The sequence below is a fragment of the Flavobacterium saliperosum genome (assembly GCF_900100625.1).
GTDB classification, from domain to species: Bacteria; Bacteroidota; Bacteroidia; order Flavobacteriales; family Flavobacteriaceae; genus Flavobacterium; species Flavobacterium saliperosum.
In genome coordinates, this window is the sequence record NZ_FMTY01000008.1 from 33,672 (window position 1) to 52,337 (window position 18,666).

15 protein-coding genes are annotated in these 18,666 nt (G+C 40.9%); 6 read left to right on the top strand and 9 right to left on the bottom strand.

What is annotated here, in order from left to right:
* Nucleotides 1-126 precede the first annotated feature (126 nt).
* Nucleotides 127-912: an alpha/beta fold hydrolase gene (locus BLQ05_RS12315; RefSeq protein ID WP_035654963.1), complete on the top strand. Its 786-nt coding sequence runs from the start codon at nt 127-129 to the stop codon at nt 910-912.
* On the opposite strand, the gene BLQ05_RS12320 is transcribed toward BLQ05_RS12315, so the two are convergent.
* The 4 genes from BLQ05_RS12320 to BLQ05_RS12335 form a co-directional block, all read right to left on the bottom strand.
* On the bottom strand, nt 909-3,671 hold the full coding sequence (locus BLQ05_RS12320) for a PD-(D/E)XK nuclease family protein (protein ID WP_035654950.1): 2,763 nt from the start codon (nt 3,669-3,671) through the stop codon (nt 909-911). The two genes, BLQ05_RS12315 and BLQ05_RS12320, sit on opposite strands and share 4 nt — an antisense overlap.
* A 69-nt stretch (nt 3,672-3,740) precedes the next feature.
* Nucleotides 3,741-5,147, bottom strand: coding sequence for an OmpA family protein (locus tag BLQ05_RS12325; RefSeq protein ID WP_023577460.1), 1,407 nt, complete (start codon nt 5,145-5,147; stop codon nt 3,741-3,743).
* A 113-nt stretch (nt 5,148-5,260) separates the two neighbouring features.
* Nucleotides 5,261-6,451, bottom strand: coding sequence for a glycine C-acetyltransferase (gene kbl / locus BLQ05_RS12330; protein ID WP_023577459.1), 1,191 nt, complete (start codon nt 6,449-6,451; stop codon nt 5,261-5,263).
* A 59-nt stretch (nt 6,452-6,510) separates the two neighbouring features.
* Nucleotides 6,511-9,663, bottom strand: a complete 3,153-nt coding sequence (locus tag BLQ05_RS12335; RefSeq protein ID WP_023577458.1) for a UvrD-helicase domain-containing protein — start codon at nt 9,661-9,663, stop codon at nt 6,511-6,513.
* Nucleotides 9,664-9,780: 117 nt separating this feature from the next.
* On the opposite strand from BLQ05_RS12335, the gene BLQ05_RS12340 reads away from it, so the two are divergent.
* Complete coding sequence (locus tag BLQ05_RS12340; protein ID WP_023577457.1) at nt 9,781-10,386, top strand: superoxide dismutase; 606 nt, start codon at nt 9,781-9,783, stop codon at nt 10,384-10,386.
* A 441-nt stretch (nt 10,387-10,827) separates the two neighbouring features.
* On the opposite strand, the gene BLQ05_RS12345 is transcribed toward BLQ05_RS12340, so the two are convergent.
* The 5 genes from BLQ05_RS12345 to purN are packed head-to-tail and all read right to left on the bottom strand — an operon-like array spanning nt 10,828 to nt 15,465.
* Nucleotides 10,828-12,726, bottom strand: coding sequence for an amidophosphoribosyltransferase (locus BLQ05_RS12345; protein WP_023577456.1), 1,899 nt, complete (start codon nt 12,724-12,726; stop codon nt 10,828-10,830).
* A gap of 60 nt (nt 12,727-12,786) precedes the next feature.
* Nucleotides 12,787-13,716 carry a PfkB family carbohydrate kinase gene (locus BLQ05_RS12350; protein WP_023577455.1) on the bottom strand — a complete coding sequence of 310 codons (930 nt, stop codon included), beginning with the start codon at nt 13,714-13,716 and terminating at the stop codon, nt 12,787-12,789.
* 57 nt (nt 13,717-13,773) lie between these two features.
* Nucleotides 13,774-14,370, bottom strand: coding sequence for an START domain-containing protein (locus BLQ05_RS12355; protein ID WP_218120819.1), 597 nt, complete (start codon nt 14,368-14,370; stop codon nt 13,774-13,776).
* Between the two features lie 42 nt (nt 14,371-14,412).
* Nucleotides 14,413-14,895 (bottom strand): ribonuclease HI, encoded by a 483-nt coding sequence (locus BLQ05_RS12360; protein ID WP_023577453.1) that lies wholly within the window; start codon nt 14,893-14,895, stop codon nt 14,413-14,415.
* A gap of 3 nt (nt 14,896-14,898) precedes the next feature.
* A complete protein-coding gene (gene purN, locus BLQ05_RS12365) occupies nt 14,899-15,465 on the bottom strand; it encodes a phosphoribosylglycinamide formyltransferase (RefSeq protein ID WP_023577452.1) in 567 nt (188 codons plus the stop codon).
* Between the two features lie 199 nt (nt 15,466-15,664).
* Here purN and BLQ05_RS12370 point away from each other — a divergent pair, with 199 nt between their 5' ends.
* The 4 genes from BLQ05_RS12370 (at nt 15,665) to BLQ05_RS12385 (ending at nt 18,665) form a co-directional block, all read left to right on the top strand.
* On the top strand, nt 15,665-15,901 hold the full coding sequence (locus tag BLQ05_RS12370; protein ID WP_007137004.1) for an acyl carrier protein: 237 nt from the start codon (nt 15,665-15,667) through the stop codon (nt 15,899-15,901).
* A gap of 179 nt (nt 15,902-16,080) precedes the next feature.
* Complete coding sequence (gene fabF / locus BLQ05_RS12375; RefSeq protein WP_023577451.1) at nt 16,081-17,334, top strand: beta-ketoacyl-ACP synthase II; 1,254 nt, start codon at nt 16,081-16,083, stop codon at nt 17,332-17,334.
* 9 nt (nt 17,335-17,343) lie between these two features.
* Nucleotides 17,344-18,087, top strand: a complete 744-nt coding sequence (rnc, locus tag BLQ05_RS12380) for a ribonuclease III (protein ID WP_023577450.1) — start codon at nt 17,344-17,346, stop codon at nt 18,085-18,087.
* Between the two features lie 92 nt (nt 18,088-18,179).
* Nucleotides 18,180-18,665: an IPExxxVDY family protein gene (locus BLQ05_RS12385; protein WP_035654948.1), complete on the top strand. Its 486-nt coding sequence runs from the start codon at nt 18,180-18,182 to the stop codon at nt 18,663-18,665.
* Nucleotide 18,666: the final 1 nt, after the last annotated feature.

The window sequence follows — 18,666 nt, forward strand, 5'->3', positions numbered from 1 at the left end:
GCTTAGATTATTGAAAATAGAGAAAAGACGGTTTGCGAAAGTGAACCGTCTTTTCTTTTTAGAGCAAAAAATTCTTTTGTTGCCAACTAAACAGTATTTTTGACTCTGAAAACCGTAACTGCGACTGTGAGTAAATTCATTCTTCATAAAAACACCAAAATTGCCTATTCCGAAACCGGAAAAGGAACTGCTCTTGTCCTGCTACACGGATTTCTGGAAAACGCCACCATGTGGGATTTTTACCTTGATTCTTTTTCAAAGAAATACCGTATCATCACTATTGACCTGTTGGGTCACGGGAAAACCGAATGCATGGGTTACATTCACACCATGGAAGATATGGCTGATGCGGTTCATGCCGTTTTACACGAGTTACGCATCCGAAAAGCCATTTTTGTGGGACATTCCATGGGAGGCTATGTTGCTTTGGCTTTCGCAGAAATGTATCCGGATAACGTAAAGGGTTTAGTACTGTTAAACTCAACCTCCCGTGCCGACAGCGACGAACGAAAATTAAATCGCGATAGGGCGATTATCTGTGTTAAAAAAGATTATTCCGCATTCATCCGCATGTCGATAGCGAATTTGTTCAGTGAAGATAACCGTGAAAAACTGACCGAAGAGATTGAAAGTGTGAAACTGGAAGCGCTTAAAACGCCGCTTCAGGGAATCGTAGCCGCTTTGGAAGGCATGAAAACACGGAACGACCGTGAAGTGCTATTGCATTTTGCTCCCTATCCTATTATGCTGATTTTAGGCCAAAAAGATCCGGTGCTCAATTACGATGAAAGTAAGGAACAGATTGTCGGAACGGAAGTCCGATTCGTTTCGTTTCCGGACGGACACATGAGTCACATCGAAAACAAAGACAAACTGGGAAAAGTGTTGTTGGATTTTTTTAAAAGTGTTTAATCCAATTTTTCTTCAAAAGAAACTTCCGGATTTAGCATTTCATTAATAAGTGCAATGACTTCCGTTTTAAAAGCATCCAAAACTTCTGGAGTTATTACCACATCCACATTTTTATCTTCCTTGATTCCAAAAGGCAAAAATCCTGCTTTCATGTTTTTGAAGGAAATAATTCCGGCTTCCATTTCCATGCCGTTGGTTTGTTGCTCGTACATGAATGCATAGCACAACAACTGGATAATCTTATCGTTTTTGATGTCTAAGGTCAAGCCGGTCCAGTCTTTCAGCTGCACGCTTTTAAGTTCCACTTTCCCGGTTTTATAATCGATGATGCGTATTTTTCCGTTGCGTTGTTCGATTCGGTCTACATTACCCGCGATTTTTACCGGATAAGGCAAACGGGCGTCTTCCAAGGTACGATCCAATGAAATTTCTAGAGCGAGTACTTTTACCTCATCACCGTTTTCAATCCGTTTCTTTTCTTCATTCAGAAAATTGAACACATTACGCTTGGCCACTTCAAAAGCCAAAAGGTTTTTTCCTTTCCTGATTTCCCCTTCTTTGTAAACCTCACGGAATTGCTTTTCGACTTCACCATTCGCTTTGGAGAGCATTTCCGCAATTTTTTCAACAGACAGAAATTGGCCTACAAACGGTTTGTACAACTCTTCCAAAACCCCGTGAATAATGGTTCCCAGCGTATTCAAGGCAATATTTTCCTCCACTTCTTCCACTTCCGAAATACGCAACACGCGCTGATTGTAAAACTGTATCGGATTTCGGATATAACTCGTTAATCCCGAAGGCGAAAACCCTTTTCCTGTAGCGATTTCCTGCAGTCGTTCCATTACCCTTTCGGATTTTGGCACCACAATCGGTTCGTAGGCCTTGTCCGGCAAATAGGCATTGTAAATCTGATGCGTGATGGTATGATTTGGTTGTTTCTCAATTTCCAGTTGTGTTATGAAACGGCTTTTCTCTCCCGCATCCAACCCTTCGCTTTCGGTATTGTACAACAAATAAATATTCTTGGCGCGCAACAACAAGTGATAAAAATGATAACAATAAATCGCATCTTTCTCTTTGTAGGTTGGCAGTCCCAATTCGCGTTTCACATCATACGGAATAAAGGAATTCATCGATTTACCCGCCGGAAACACCCCTTCGTTCATAGACGTAATGATTACGTTTTCGAAATCGAGCACGCGACTTTCCAACACACCCATAACCTGCAGTCCGGAAAGCGGTTCGCCTTCAAAGGAAACTTCAGCCAAATCGACAATCTGTTTGTAAATCGTATGCAACATCGCCACCGAATCGATTCGGTTGTATTTTTCCTGATAATTGATCAGTTTGTTAATCGTCTTAAAAATGGAATACAGAAAAGCTTTGGCTACTTTGTCTTCTTCCGAATCGTTACCTAAAAAAGATTTTATGGAAAGGATAATTCTCGACAGCCGATTCAAAACAGAAACCGCATCATTCTCCCAACGCTCAAACAGGAGTTGAAACAGTTCGGATGCATCCTGATTGAGTTCGAGGAATTTTTTCTGTGATAAGAAAGTGATGTTGTTCTGATTGATAATGCGAATCACGGCAGCAGCATTGTTATAAGGCTCCACCAAAGGATGCGTGAGAATATCCAGGACTTCTTTGTAATAAAACGTATAGCTTTTTTCACTACGCTGGATCGCATTGGCATGTAACTTAAACAATTTGCTGACTAAAATCTGGGCAGGATTATTTTTACTGCTGTAGCCCATGGTGATATTCAGACTCTGGACGGTGTTTGGCAAAGCATAAAGTGCCGGAATCAGTAGGTTTTCTTCTCCAAGCACCAAAGCCGTTGTATCCAGACTCTGGCCGTTATTCTGAATTTGTTCAACAATCTTTCCTGCAATTTTAGCCTGTCCTATCGTTTTGGGCGTCCCTATGATTTGGATGTTCTTCTCTTTGCCGAACTCATTGACAATCCATTCGAAAGGCTGGGTGGTGTATTGTTTCCATTCTTTCTGGAATCGACGAATGAACAAACCGGCATCATGATGCCCGTCTTTAAGAAATACCGCATCAATATCCCAATAAATTTTTGCCTGTTCGTTGAATAACAATTGCTGTATAATTTTTTCCTCGGCCTGATTCAACGCGTTAAAACCGGCAAAAATGAGTCTTTTACCTGCCAGCGCTTCGGAAAAATGCTGTAAGTTATCAACGGCTTCCCGATAAATCAACCCCTGATAGCCAAAACCTTTATTTTTTAAATGCGCGTATAATGTTTCATAATACTCCGGCAGGCGGCTCCAGAATTCCAGATGATTGTCAATTAAAACCGTGGTTTCAGAAGGTTGCAAATCCCAACGTTTCAGGACTTCGATATCCTTGAGATACGAAAAAACGTGAGATGGTTTTAAAAGATAGCGGTCAATTTCATTAAAATCCTGCAACAAGGTTTTACCCCAGTTGGCAAACAAATCAAATTCCTGTTGTTTTTCAACAGGGGTTACCGAAAGGTAAACATTGTAAAATTCGAAAAGCAATTCCACCGGATCAATGGCTCTGATTCCCGCCACATCCTGAATGAAATCTTCGATACTGATAATGCTCGGAGCAAAGACCGTTTGATTCAATTGTCCCTTCAGCGCTTCCAAAAGGAAAACGCGGGCTCTTTTATTGGGTAATATTATGGTAATTTCCGAAAGGGAGGTTCCGAAATCAGAAACGATTTGATGGCTTAATTTATCGAGGAAAGAAAAATGTGTCATACCATAAAAATAAAAAAAACGTCCCGATAAATCGGGACGTTTCAATATTTATTTGATTGTTTGGCTAGATTAGTTAGCTAATTTAACTTCTACACGTCTGTTGTTAGCTTTACCTTTAGCTGTTTTGTTAGAGTCAATTGGTTTAGACTCACCAAAACCTTCTGAAGTTAATCTGTCAGCAGCGATACCGTTATCGATTAAGTAATTTTTAACCGCAGCAGCTCTGTCTTTAGATAATTTCAAGTTAGCAGCGTCTGAACCACTTGAATCAGTGTGACCTTCAATGCTGAATTTAGAAGTTGGATACTCTTTCAAGATAGCAGCAATTGATTGTAATACCGGGAAAGTTTGTTTTTGGAACGAAGACTTACCAGAGTTGAACAAAATCGTTTTAGCGTAAGCGTTTAATTTTTTCATTGCGTCTTCAGACACTTCAGGACATCCGTTGTTTGCAACAGTACCTTTCACGTCAACACATTTGTCATCTTTATCAGCTACACCGTCACCGTCTGTATCAGGCCAAGGACAACCAGCGTTTTCAGCAGGACCTTTAACGTCAACACATTTGTCAAGGTTATCAGCTACTCCGTCACCGTCAGTATCAGGACAACCGTTCATAGCAGCAGGACCAGCAACTTCAGGACATGCATCATCTTTATCAGCGATTCCGTCTCCGTCAGTATCAGGACAACCGTTTAATTCTTTTGGACCAGCAACTTCTGGACAAGAATCATCTTTATCAGCGATTCCGTCAGCATCCGTATCAGGACATCCTTGGAATTCTTTTAAACCAGCAACTTCTGGACAAGCGTCGTCTTTATCATAGATTCCGTCTCCGTCTGTATCTTTTCCTCCGAATTTGAAAGAAAGACCAACAAAGTGCTGTAAATGAGATGCGATATCTACATTAGGCGTTCTTGTTTCGTCGAATGAATGTTTGTAAGTAGATTGGAAAGTTAAACCAACTTGCTCTGTGAACCAGAAAGCTAAGCCTAAACCTCCGTTTACCGTACCTGCAGAAGCATCACCCATGAAAGTGTAACCTCCACCGATGTGTGCAGAAGGATCAATCCATTTCGATTTCAAAGCGTTCATGAAGCTGTACTTGATAACCCCGTCAGCTGCATAATACATTAAATCTCCAGGATTTGTTACCGGGTATTCACCAGGATTTGTAGGTCTTTCCCAAACAAATTTATCAATTTTGTTTACCGACCCCGTAATTCCGAAAGAGAAGTTGTTACCAACGTGTCTTGATACGTTTACGTAAGACACTGAAGGAATGATATTCCAATAAGCTTTCGCATTGAAATATTGAGAAAACTGATCTTCTACTTTAGAAGCAGCACTCACTCTACCACCATCTACTGCGTTAGCACCAAATGAGATAGCCCATGGATTGTTACTATCCTGTGCTTGAGAGCTTAATCCTGCAAACATAAGAGCAGCAACAAATAATCTGTTTAGATGTTTCATACTTTTTTTATTTAATTACAATAATTATAATTGAGACAAAAATAAGAGGTTAAATATTAATTACAAAGCGATTTGTTAAAAAAAATACATTTTCCTACTAAAAAAACCCTGATCTATATCACATTTAACATTTTTCCAACCTCTGTAAACGCCAAAATCGCTTTATCCAAGTGTTCTTTAGTGTGAGCTGCAGACAATTGCACACGAATTCTGGCTTTGTCTTTTGGTACTACCGGGAAGAAGAAACCTATCACATAGATCCCTTTTTTTAACAATTCATCTGCCATTACCTGCGACAATTTTGCATCATACAACATCACCGGAACGATGGCAGAATCCCCGTCAATAATATCAAAACCGGCCGCTTTCATTCCCGCTTTAAAATAATTGGTATTCCATTCCAACTTATCACGCAACGAAGTGTCTTTTTCCAACAACTCAAAAACCTTGATGGAAGCCCCTACAATCGCAGGCGCCAAAGAATTCGAAAACAAATACGGACGCGAACGCTGACGCAAAATCTCGATTACTTCCTTTTTAGCGGTAGTATATCCTCCCATGGCACCGCCAAGTGCTTTTCCTAAGGTTCCCGTGATAATATCCACGCGGCCCATTACCCCTTTAGCCTCCAGCGTTCCTTTTCCGGTTGCCCCGATGAAACCGGCAGCATGACATTCGTCTACCATTACCATCGCATCGTATTTATCGGCCAAGTCACAGATTTTATCCAGTGGCGCCACCAAGCCGTCCATCGAGAACACGCCATCGGTAACGATTAATTTGAAACGACGTCCTTCCTGATTGGCCTTAATCAGTTGCTGTTCCAAATCTTCCATATTATTGTTCTTATAACGGTAACGGGCGGCTTTACACAAACGTACCCCGTCAATAATCGAAGCGTGATTCAAACTGTCGGAAATAATACAGTCTTCTTCTCCTAACAACGGTTCGAAAACGCCACCATTGGCATCAAAAGCCGCGGCGTATAAAATCGTATCTTCCGTTCCGTAGAAATCGGCAATCTTTTTTTCCAAGGTTTTATGAATATCCTGTGTTCCGCAAATGAAACGCACCGACGACATTCCGAATCCGTGCGTATCCAAAGTGTCTTTGGCCGCCTGTACCACTTCCGGATGGGACGACAAACCCAAATAGTTGTTCGCACAGAAATTTAAAACCGTCTCATTGTTAACGGTAATTTCCGCACCCTGTGGCGAGGTAATGATGCGCTCTTTTTTATACAACCCGTTTTCCTGAATTGCATTTAATTCATTTTGCAAATGCTCTTTGATTTTTCCGTACATTATTATAGTGTGTTTGCTTATTTGATTATTTTCATTGATTAAACCTTCTGCTTTCTGAGTTACAAATGTACTACTTCTAATTTTTCTCCTATATATACCAACGTTTTTTTCTCTACAGAAAATCCCATCTCCTGTAACGCTTTTTCGTATTCTGCCAACTGCGCTTCATATTTGGTCTGATGTGAGCCGGTTTTGTAGTCCAACAGATATGCCAAGTTTCCCTGCACCGAAACACGGTCGGGTTTGATGGTTGCGGTTCCCGGCTTAATGATATTCTGTTCGTTGAACACTTTTTTATCCGCTTCAAAAAAGCGTTGTAATTCCGGATGACATACAATTTCACTCAGGGTGCGTTCCACTTCCGGTTTTTGCGATTCGGTTATCAGGCCGCTCTCGATGGCTTTTTCGATTGCCAAATGAACATCGGAGGCGGTTTTCACAAACGACAAAATCTCGTGCATCACGTTTCCGAATTCAATCGCTTTGATTTGATCGGTACCCCACATCAAGGCTTCACGTTGGGCGATTTTGATTTTCTTCGGATTGAAAACTTCCTTCACGATTTCTATGGTAGGCTGTTTTTCTTTTTCGTCTTTGGATGCCGAAAGTCGGTTCCCGTCGCCAAATTCAAATTCCGATTGATCGTCCTGATACACGCCTTTAGAATCAAGGTATTTGATAAAATACGACGACATGTTGTTCGTCAGTTCGCCTTTACTCGTTAAATTTTTATTGGAAATGACATACAGCTGCTCTTCGGCTCTGGTTAACGCCACATACAACACATTGATGTTATCCAAAAGTTCTTCCTGGCTCCGTTCCTCATACACCTGCGCAGCATTGTCTCCGTATTCGGCCACTTCTTTTTTGGCATCGACCAGTGCTTTTGGGATATTCAAATTGTCATCTTCCAGTTCCAGCCACATTTTATTTCTTGGCGAACGGGCGTAATCTTCTTCGGCAAACGGAAAAATCACTACCGGAAATTCCAGTCCTTTCGATTTGTGAATCGTCATAATCCGGACCGCATCGTTTCCTTCCGGAGACGGAATACTGAATTTGGTGCCGTTATTTTCCCAATACTCCAGAAAATCGGAAATTCCGGCCTGGGTACGCACATCGCGTTCCAACACCAAATCCATAAAATACTGCACATAGGAAACCGTGCTTTTTTCTTTGATGAAGGTCGAAACAATAATCTCCACCGCTTCATACAGCGATTTTTTTCGGCAGTTTTTAAAGGAGATGCCAATGCCGAATGCCATCAACCAGTTTTGCAGCTCTTCTTCCGAAAATTTGGTCATTCCGGTTTCGATGAAATCGTGAATCGGCAATTCGGTTTGTTTGTTTTTGGCGATGAAATACAAAAAGGCTGCCTTGGCTTCTTTGTCGTTGCTGTTTTTTAGATAGCGCAATACGTTCAAAATCAGCTTCACTTCGGTCGCGTTATCAATCAGCAAGGTTTCCGAAGACAGAATCGGAATGTCATTTTCGGTTAAATAATTGGCCAAGGCTACTCCTGAAGTTCGCTTCCGCGTAAGCAAAACGATATCGCGGTACTGAAATCCTTTCGCTTTCACTTTTTCAATCGTCGCTAAAGTGGCTTTCAGATACAGTTGTTCTTTGTCGTCGGTTTCTTCATCGGATGTCTCGTCGGATTTTTCCACTTTCGGAATAAAGGAAATGTTTACATAACCGCCTTTTTTGGTGTTGGCTTCCTGATGACTTTTGTTTCGGTACAAATCTTGATAATCTTCATTCGAAAATTCATCGGCCAGCATTGCAAAAAACGCATTATTGAATGCGATGACTTCCGAATAACTTCTGTAATTCGTACCCAATCGTACCAACTGTTTACTCGGATTGGAAAATGGATTTTCGGTTTTACTCAGACTGATGAACTGTTCCGCTTTTCCACCACGCCAACGGTAAATCGACTGTTTCGGATCGCCTACAATCATGAGTGACCCTTGCGCTCCCGACAAATCTTCGGAAGAAAGCGCATTGTCAATCAATGGTACCAGATTGTGCCACTGCATTTCGGACGTATCCTGAAATTCGTCGATAAAGAAATGCTTGTAACGCTCGCCCAAACGTTCGTAAATAAACGGCGCGGGCTGGTTCTGAATTTCGTTGTAAATAATGGCGTTGAATTCGGAAATCGACAAAATGTTTTTCTCTTTCTGAATCGCGTCCAATTCCTGCGCGATGGAATTCAGCAACGATAACGGGGTGATGTTTTTCTGAAAAGCCGAATAGAAATTCTTCTTTTCGTAATTTTTATAGACTTTGGCCAAAATCGCAATCCATTCAGGCGCAATGCTTTCGATGATTGCTTTGTCTTTTGCGGTTTTATTTACCTGAATGTCATCGGGTTCAAAAAACTTTTTGTGTGAGCTTTTCAATTCGCCTTTCTGAATGTAGCCCAAGTGATTCGGGAACGTGCCGCGGGAAAACGAACTTACATCAATCGCATTACTTTCTATCAATTGTAGTGCTTCATTGGCGAACGCCACACATTCTTCATCTAACTTCTTAATTTCTTCCGACAATTGTTGTTTGATCACCAGAAATTCGTCAATCGTTTTTTCATGAAAATGCGAAATTTCGTTTCGGTTGTTTTCGTTGACCAACAGTTTGCTCACATCGAACAATTCGTGGGTCACGTCCCAACTCTTATCGTTATCGGTCTTGTCTACCGAAAAATCGACCAGTATTTTAGTCAGCACCTCATCTTCTCCGGCTTTGGCAATAATCGCATCCACGGCTTCCTGCAAGAGCAAATCGGTTTCCAGCGACACTTCAAACGTCACGGGTAAATTCAGATCATGTGCAAACGCGCGGATTACCTTATGTGTGAATTTATCTATCGTGGAAATGTCAAACGCCGCATAATTGTGAATGATGTTTTTGATAATTGCTTTCGACTTGTCTTTGATGGTGGCCAATGAAAGATTCGTTTCCGCCGCTACGTCTTTCATGAAATCTAGGGCTTTTTCGCTCGGTTCGTCCTTTGAAAACTCGTGCAGGGAAGTCACAATACGCGATTTCATTTCCTCCACCGCTTTGTTGGTAAAGGTAATGGCGAGGATTTTTTTATAGGCATCATTCGTATTTGCCAGCATCAGAATTTTCAAATATTCTTTAACCAGCGTATACGTTTTTCCCGAACCGGCCGAAGCGTCGTATATGATAAAAGCGGATTTTTCCACAGTATTGTTCTTATTAATGTTTAAGTAATCTTAAATTACCCCAGTCTATTTTCTTTTACGAAGATAAATTTATAATTTTGAATGAATTTAATTATTAATCTTTAAATATAAAATATCATGGCTTTTGAATTACCAAAGTTACCATACGCATATGACGCCTTGGAGCCGCACATTGATGCCCGCACCATGGAAATTCACCACTCGAAACATCATAATGCTTACATCACCAACCTAAATGCGGCTATCGCAGGAACAGATTTGGAAGGAAAATCGATTGAAGACATCCTTCAAAATCTTGACATGAACAACATGGCCGTGCGCAACAACGGTGGCGGTCATTACAATCACACTATGTTTTGGGAAATCATGGCTCCGAATGCCGGCGGACTTCCGACAGGAGAATTGGCAGCCGCTATCAACGCTGCTTTCGGTTCTTTTGACGAGTTTAAAGCGCAGTTTGCAAAAGCCGGCGCAACCCGTTTTGGTTCCGGATGGGCTTGGTTGTGTGTAAAAGACGGAAAACTGGAAGTTTGTTCCACTCCGAATCAGGACAACCCAATCATGCCGGGCGTACCTTGCGGAGGACAACCTATTTTAGGAATGGATGTTTGGGAGCATGCATATTACCTGAACTACCAAAACAGACGTCCGGATTATATTGAAGCGTTCTTCAACGTAATTAACTGGGCAGAAGTGGCTAAACGTTACGCAGCAGCGAAATAAGAATTTCTTATTCCTTTATAAAACAAAAAGAGAACCAATTACGGTTCTCTTTTTTTATGTTTTTTTTCGAATTTTTATAAAATAAAAAAGGTGGAATTGCTTCCACCCTTTTTGCCCCAAATCTACCATAAACTTAACCTACTAATGCTATGGTGATACGAATGTATGGCGATAGTAATTGAACTTCAAATAAATCAGACATACTGCATTTTTTTTCGATAAAGTGCATTTTCCTTACTTTTCGTTGACAAAACAACCTCAAAAACGGAAAATACAGAAAATAAAAAAGGTGGAATTGCTTCCACCCTTTTTGCCCCAAATCTACCATAAACTTAACCTACTAATGCTATGGTAGTACGAATGTATTGCGACAGTTTTCATCAATCAAAAAAAACAGATAAACTGCGTATAAAATCGATGAAAAGCATTTTTGTCTGTATTTTAGTATGCTCTGGCGTCCTTGCCTTCATAGAAATTCATGAACGCACGATTTACCACGCGATTTCCCCCATCGGTTGGATAGTTACCTGTAAAATACCAATCCCCTAAATTTTTAGGACAGGCGATATGTAAATTCTCAACTGTCTGGAAGATGATTTTAACCTCTGCTTTTACGGAACTTTCCGTTAACATCTGAGCAATTTTATCGGAAATCTCCTGGTCGGTGAACGGTGCATAAATTTCTTTGACGTAATTGACCACTTCGCTGTCATGGAAATTCTCCTGAGCTTTAGATTTCTGATACACTTCTTCAACGATGTGCAGCAAATTACGCTCTTTCAATAATTCCATTGCCGCTCGGAATGCCACCAAACCTTCCAGTTTTGCCATGTCGATTCCGTAACAGTCCGGATAACGGATTTGCGGTGCCGAGGAAACGATCACTATTTTTTTTGGATTCAGTCGGTCCATCATTTTTATGATGCTTTTCTGTAACGTAGTGCCGCGAACGATACTGTCGTCGATAATCACCAGATTGTCGGTCGGTTTGATTACACCGTAGGTCACATCATACACGTGTGCCACCATATCGTCACGACTGCTGTCTTCGGTAATGAACGTACGCAGTTTCACATCCTTAATCGCAATTTTTTCCGAACGCAGTTTTACCGATAAAATTTCCTGTAATTTTTCTGCGGAAAGCGACTCCTTATTTGCTAAAATATCAGCTATCTTTCTTTGGTTCAAGAAATCATTGGCCGCTTCCACCATCCCGTAGAAAGAGGTTTCCGCCGTATTCGGAATGTAAGAGAAAACGGAATTGTCGGTGTCATTTTCAACCGCTTCCAAAACGGCCGGCATGATTAATTTCCCTAAATTCTTACGTTCCTGATAAATTTCGGCGTCACTGCCTCGGGAGAAATAAATTCTCTCGAAAGAACAAGCTTTCAACGGTAATGCTTCGCGGATTTGTTCGTCGATTACACGACCGTCTTTTTTAATGATAATTGCGTGTCCGGGAGTGATTTCCTTAATGGATTCGAAAGGCACGTTGAAAACGGTTTGAATTACCGGTCGTTCCGAAGCCACCACTACAATTTCTTCATCTTCATAGTAAAATGCCGGACGGATTCCAGCCGGATCACGGGTTACAAAAGCATCACCGTGACCTAACAATCCTGCCATGGCATAACCGCCATCCCAGTTTTTGGAAGCTCTTCTTAAGATTCTTCCTATATTTAGTTTCTCGGCAATAACCGGAGAAGCTTCTCTTTTGCTTAAGCCTTCATTTTTACATTCCTGGTACAAATCGGTCACCTCATCATCCAGAAAATGTCCTATTTTTTCCATCACGGTAACGGTATCCGCCATTTGCTTCGGATGCTGCCCCAAACGCACCAGGTCTTCGAAAAGTTCTTTCACGTTGGTCATGTTGAAATTTCCGGCCACAATCAGATTGCGGTGCATCCAGTTGTTCTGACGAAGAAACGGGTGTACACTTTCAATGCTGTTTTTACCGAATGTTCCGTAGCGGACATGTCCTAAAAACAACTCACCGATGTAGGGGATGTTTGCTTTTTGTGCCGCAACATTATCCTGATATTCAGGATGCTGTTCCATTTCGTCGTTGATGCGCTGATTAATTTGCGCAAAGATGTCCTGAATGGGCTGTGCCTGATTGGAACGTACACGACTGATGTAACGTTCTCCCGGTTCCACGTCGAGTTTGATGCTGGCCAAACCGGCACCATCCTGACCGCGGTTGTGCTGCTTTTCCATTAACAGGTACATTTTCTGTACCCCGTAAAAAGCCGTACCGTATTTTTCCTTGTAGTATTCTAAAGGTTTTTTTAATCTTAAAAGGGCAATGCCACACTCGTGTTTTAAAGCGTCGCTCATAGTTGTTGTGTTGTTGTATTAATTAAAAGAGCCCCGTTTCCGAGGCTCATGTGTATAGTGTTAGTTTTCTAACGCGATATCAAATTGTGTCAAGGCTTTAAACTCCTGTAAACGAGACAGCACTTCTGTTTTTTCCAGATTTTCCATTCGCTCTGTTCCGAATTTCTCCACACAGAACGACGCTAAATTAGATCCGTAAATGATGGCGTTTTTCATATTGTCAAACGAAATGTTTTCACTTTGCGTAATGAATCCTGCGAAACCACCTGCGAAAGTATCTCCTGCTCCGGTTGGATCGAATACTTCTTCCAATGGCAATGCCGGTGCAAAGAACACTTTGCTCTCATTGAACAATAACGCTCCGTGCTCTCCTTTTTTGATTACCACATATTTTGGTCCCATCGTATGAATTTTTGCCGCCGCTTTCACCAAAGAATATTCTCCGGACAACTGACGGGCCTCTTCATCGTTGATTGTAATTACGTCGATGCGTTTCATTACGTCCAACAATTCAGGTAATGCACAATCCATCCAGAAATTCATCGTGTCTAAAACCACCAATTTCGGTTTTACTTCCATCTGATCTAAAACACTGCTTTGAACGATTGGGTGCAAGTTTCCTAGCATTACCACATCGGCGTTTTTGAAATCGGCAGGAACTTTTGGTTGAAAATCAGCCAATACGTTCAATTGGGTATCTAGGGTGTCTCTGGAATTCAAATCGTTATGGTAACGACCACTCCAGAAGAATGTTTTTCCGCCCTGAACCACTTCAAGACCGGAAATATCGATGTTTTTGCTTTTTAATAAATCCAGATATTCTTGAGGAAAATCATCTCCTACCACAGAAACAATGGCTGATTTCAAGTTGAAATGTGAAGCCGAAAGTCCAATATAAGTTCCTGCTCCACCTAAAATTTTGTCGGTTTTCCCGAAAGGAGTTTCAATTGCATCAAACGCTACTGTCCCTACTATCAATAATTTATTCATAAAATGATATTAATTTTGAAGGTGCAAATGTACGATTTTGTTTTGGTTCGCAAAAGCCTATTTTTTGTTAAGATTTTCGACCCGCTTCCTCAGTTCGCGAAAGGTGTCGAAAGGACCTTTTGTAATAACCATATTTATCATAAACGCCGGAATATGGCCTCCGGGATTGCCGTAAATTTGCTGAATCACAAGCGTTTGTGTGTCGGATACTTTTTTCAGACACCAAAACCCTTTAAAATTTGTCAGTCGGACATAACCGGGTTTTTCTTTAAGCAAACGGTTCTCGGGAAGAATGGTAATGATCCGTTCATTTTCATTTCTTGTCAAAGTCACTTTGGAAACATGATCCCGATCCTGAATGGGCCAACCTAAATGATGTGTCATGTAAAATATCCAAGAAGAATCCGAAATCTTCTTAACCAATTCACTTTTGCGCGTTTTGTAATTCCACTTTTTAAGATTCTTAACATCCACCAACTGTTTGACAATGGTGTCGATATTCGCATTTACGGTCATTACCGCGCGATATTCTTTAAATGCGGTGGAGTCAAATTTGGTCAGATATACCTTCACCCCCTCTTTATTCAAAGCGAGCTCCGGTTTTTTCTGAGAATAGCAGCTACCGCCAATCAACAAAAAAAACAGTAGTGACAAAAAAAGAGTTGGGGACCTTTTCATTCCCTAAAGTTATGGAAATCAAAACAAATGACCCTCTTCTTTTTCGTAAAAAGTGTCTATGGAGAGTTTTGGCTGTTGGGAAGCCATCACCGCCAAGGCGTCGCAGCGTTCGTTTTGCGGATGATTATTGTGTCCTTTAATCCAACGGAAATCAACCTGATGCAGGCGGTAAACCTTAAGAAAACGCATCCATAAATCGGGATTTTTCTTTCCGACGAAATGCTTCTTTTCCCATCCGAAAACCCAGCCTTTTACCACCGAATCAATTACATATTTGGAATCGGAAGTAACCAAAACGGCAGTCCCCTGTTTTTTTAATTTCTCTAATCCGACAATCACCGCCAGCAATTCCATGCGGTTGTTGGTCGACAGTCGGAATCCTTCGTAAAACTCTTTTTTATATGGCGTACCCACCATTTCCATAACCACACCGTAACCGGCAGGCCCAGGGTTACCCTTGGACGCCCCATCCGTATAGATATGTACTTCGTAGGATTTCAACTATTACTTTTGAGAGATTAGTTTTTCAATTACTTCGGGAAAATGACGGTGTTCCAGTTCGTGCACTTTTGCAGCAATTTCTTCCGGTGTCGTACAATCCTCAACATTTACGGTGGACTGAAAAATAATGGCGCCTTCATCGTAATGTTCGTTGACATAATGAATGGAAATGCCGGTTTCTTTCTCTTTATTTTCCAGAACGGCCTGATGCACCTTCATGCCATACATGCCTTTTCCGCCGTATTTTGGCAACAGCGCCGGATGTACGTTTATTATTTTATCAGGATATTGTGCGATAATGGCTGCCGGAAACATCAAAAGAAAACCTGCCAAGACGATTAAATCAGGTTGCAGTTCATTGAGTTTTTCCAGAACCGTTCCGTCACTAAGTTCGGTCTTATTGAAAACAACAACAGGAATGTCGTGATTTTTAGCACGATCCAACACTTTGGCATGCAGATTGTTAGACAATACCGCGATTACGTTTCCTTGGCTTTTATTTTTAAAATGTAGTATGATATTTTCGGCATTCGAACCCGAACCGGAAGCAAAAATTACTATTCGTTTCATTTATCCTGTAATTTTTATTACGTAAAGAACCATCGTTTTTACAGTGCAAAAAAAAGAATAATAAATGATAATAAATAGAAAATAGAGGTCTTTATAAAATTATTTTTTTAATTTCGTAGTCACATTTATTAACTAAAATGTTGTTTTAAAATAAAGTTTTTTATTTTTGCCAACAAATTAAATTTTAAAATTAAAGATTATGTCAGACATTGCATCAAGAGTAAAAGCGATTATCGTAGACAAATTAGGTGTTGACGAAAATGAAGTTGTAACAGAAGCAAGCTTCACAAACGACTTAGGAGCTGATTCATTAGACACTGTTGAGCTTATCATGGAGTTCGAAAAAGAATTCGATATTCAAATTCCGGACGACCAAGCTGAAAACATTGCTACTGTTGGTCAAGCTATTTCTTACATCGAAGAAGCTAAAAAATAATAACTAATACACATCCCATGTATTCTTCGGAATGCATGGGTGTTATTATTTTTGCCATCTAGGAAAAAAACTGATTGGGAGCAATCAAAAAAATACAATCTACTACCCATGTTTCCTTTACAGATTAAAGAAAAGCAACATGGGTATTATTTGTTTAAATACATTGTAAAAAATATATTATGGCATTAAAACGAGTTGTAGTAACAGGTTTAGGCGCTCTTACCCCTATAGGAAATTCCATCGAAGAATACTGGGATGGACTGATCAATGGTAAAAGCGGCGCAGCCCCAATAACATATTACGATACCGAAAAGCACAAAACAAAATTCGCCTGCGAAGTAAAGAACTTCAACATCGAAGCATATATGGATCGTAAAGAGGCTCGTAGATTGGATAAATTTGCGCAATACGCCGTTGCGGCAAGTGATGAGGCGATTAAAGACGCCGGAATTACTGCTGATAATGTGGATAAATACAGGGTTGGAGTTATCTGGGGTGCCGGAATCGGTGGTTTGGAAACCTTCCAGGACGAAGTTATTTATTATGCTAAAGGTGACGGAACGCCAAAATTCAATCCTTTCTTTATCCCAAAAATGATTGCCGATATTGCCCCGGCGCATATTTCAATGCGAAATGGCTTTATGGGACCAAATTATACCACTGTTTCTGCTTGTGCTTCTTCTGCCAATGCGTTAATTGATGCCTTCAACTACATCCGTTTGGGAATGTGTGATGTTATCATTTCCGGAGGATCGGAAGCTGCGGTAACCATTGCCGGTATGGGCGGATTCAACTCCATGCATGCTTTATCCACCCGTAATGAAAGTCCCGAAACCGCTTCAAGACCGTTCGACGCAACCCGTGACGGATTTGTTCTGGGTGAAGGTGCCGGTGCCTTAGTATTGGAAGAATACGAACACGCGAAAGCCCGTGGTGCAAAAATTTATTGCGAAGTTGGCGGTGGCGGAATGTCATCCGATGCATACCACCTTACAGCTCCACATCCGGAAGGAATTGGAGTAATTGCGGTAATGAACAACACGTTAAGAGACGCGGGAATGAAACCGGAAGATGTAGATCATATCAACACGCACGGAACTTCCACGCCGCTTGGTGATGTTGCCGAATTGAAAGCCATCAGTGCGGTTTTTGGCGAGCATGCAAAAACCATTAACATTAACTCCACCAAATCAATGACAGGTCATTTGTTGGGTGCTGCCGGTGCAATCGAAGCCATTGCTTCCATTTTAGCAATGAAACACGGTATTGTTCCTCCAACAATTAACCACTCGGTGGTAGATGAGAATATCGATCCAAATTTGAATTTAACACTAAACCAACCTCAAAAAAGAGATGTGAAAGTTGCCATGAGCAATACTTTCGGTTTCGGTGGTCACAACGCTTGCGTTTTATTCAAAAAACTAGAAGAGTAATCATTTGTCATGAGTATCATCAAGAAAATATTTTCAAATTCCCGCTCTTCAGAAGACGGGATTTTTTTTGATGCCATCCAAAAGATACTGGGGTTCAAACCTTTAAACCTAAACAATTACCGCAAAGCCTTCACCCATCGTTCCATGAACAAAGTGGATGAAAAAGGAAACTCCATCAACTATGAGCGATTGGAATTTCTGGGTGATGCCATGTTGGGCTCTGTAATTGCGGCCCATTTATTCAATGAAGTTCCCACGGGAGACGAAGGGTATTTAACCAAAATGCGATCGAAAATTGTCAGTCGGGACCATTTGAACGAACTGGGAAAAGACCTGAACCTGATTAAATATGTGGAAAGCAAGGTCTCTACGCAGCATTTCGGCGAAAACATTCACGGGAATCTTTTCGAGGCCTTAATCGGAGCCATTTACCTCGACCGGGGATTTGTATACTGTGAAAAATTTATCCACAAAAAGGTAATTGTCCCTTACGTGGACATTCCGAAACTGGAAGGAAAGGTAATCAGCTACAAAAGTCTGGTGATTGAGTGGTGTCAGAAAGAAAAAAAGACGTTTCATTTCGATGTTTTTGAAGACAATGGAAACGAAGGTGTGAAATACTTTGGCGTGAAACTGAAAATCGACAACAAAATAGTAGCCCGGGCCAGAGCGACTTCCAAAAAGAAAGCCGAAGAAAAAGCATCACAACGTGCCTATTTTGCTTTTCAGGAAAAAATGAGTCCCAACACCTAACTACACCACCTGCACTAAATTATCGTTAACAACACTTCAGGCTGTTTTTTAAAAGCATAATGTGCTATATTTACATTATCTTTTACAGCACTATGGCTATTCATAAAATTCAGATTGACGATTTCATTTCGATTGATTATCAACTGGTCGCGGTACATTCCACGCTGGAAGATTATCGGTTGGCATATTGTATCAATCAGAAATTAGCCGTTTCCTTTGAAAAAAGCGAACACGATATCGGCATTCAGATTCCCGAAGGAAAGAGTCATTTTACCCGATTTGTTTTCGATGACGAAGAAAACGAATTGTACTGGAACCTGATTCCCAACAAAACGGAAGTCGTAACCCGACAAACCAAAGCGACTTCGCTTTTCGACGAAACAGAATTGGACATTACCACCAATATTTTTCTGCTTCCCGAACTGAAAAAAGTCGACTACATCATAAAAATTGAGAATACCGACGATTTTTTCGACGTTGACCTGTTAATTGACGAACTACTCGCCATTAAACAAATTACAACGGCATATAAAATCGACCAACATAAATTGAAATCGAAAAATAATTTAATTTTCTAAT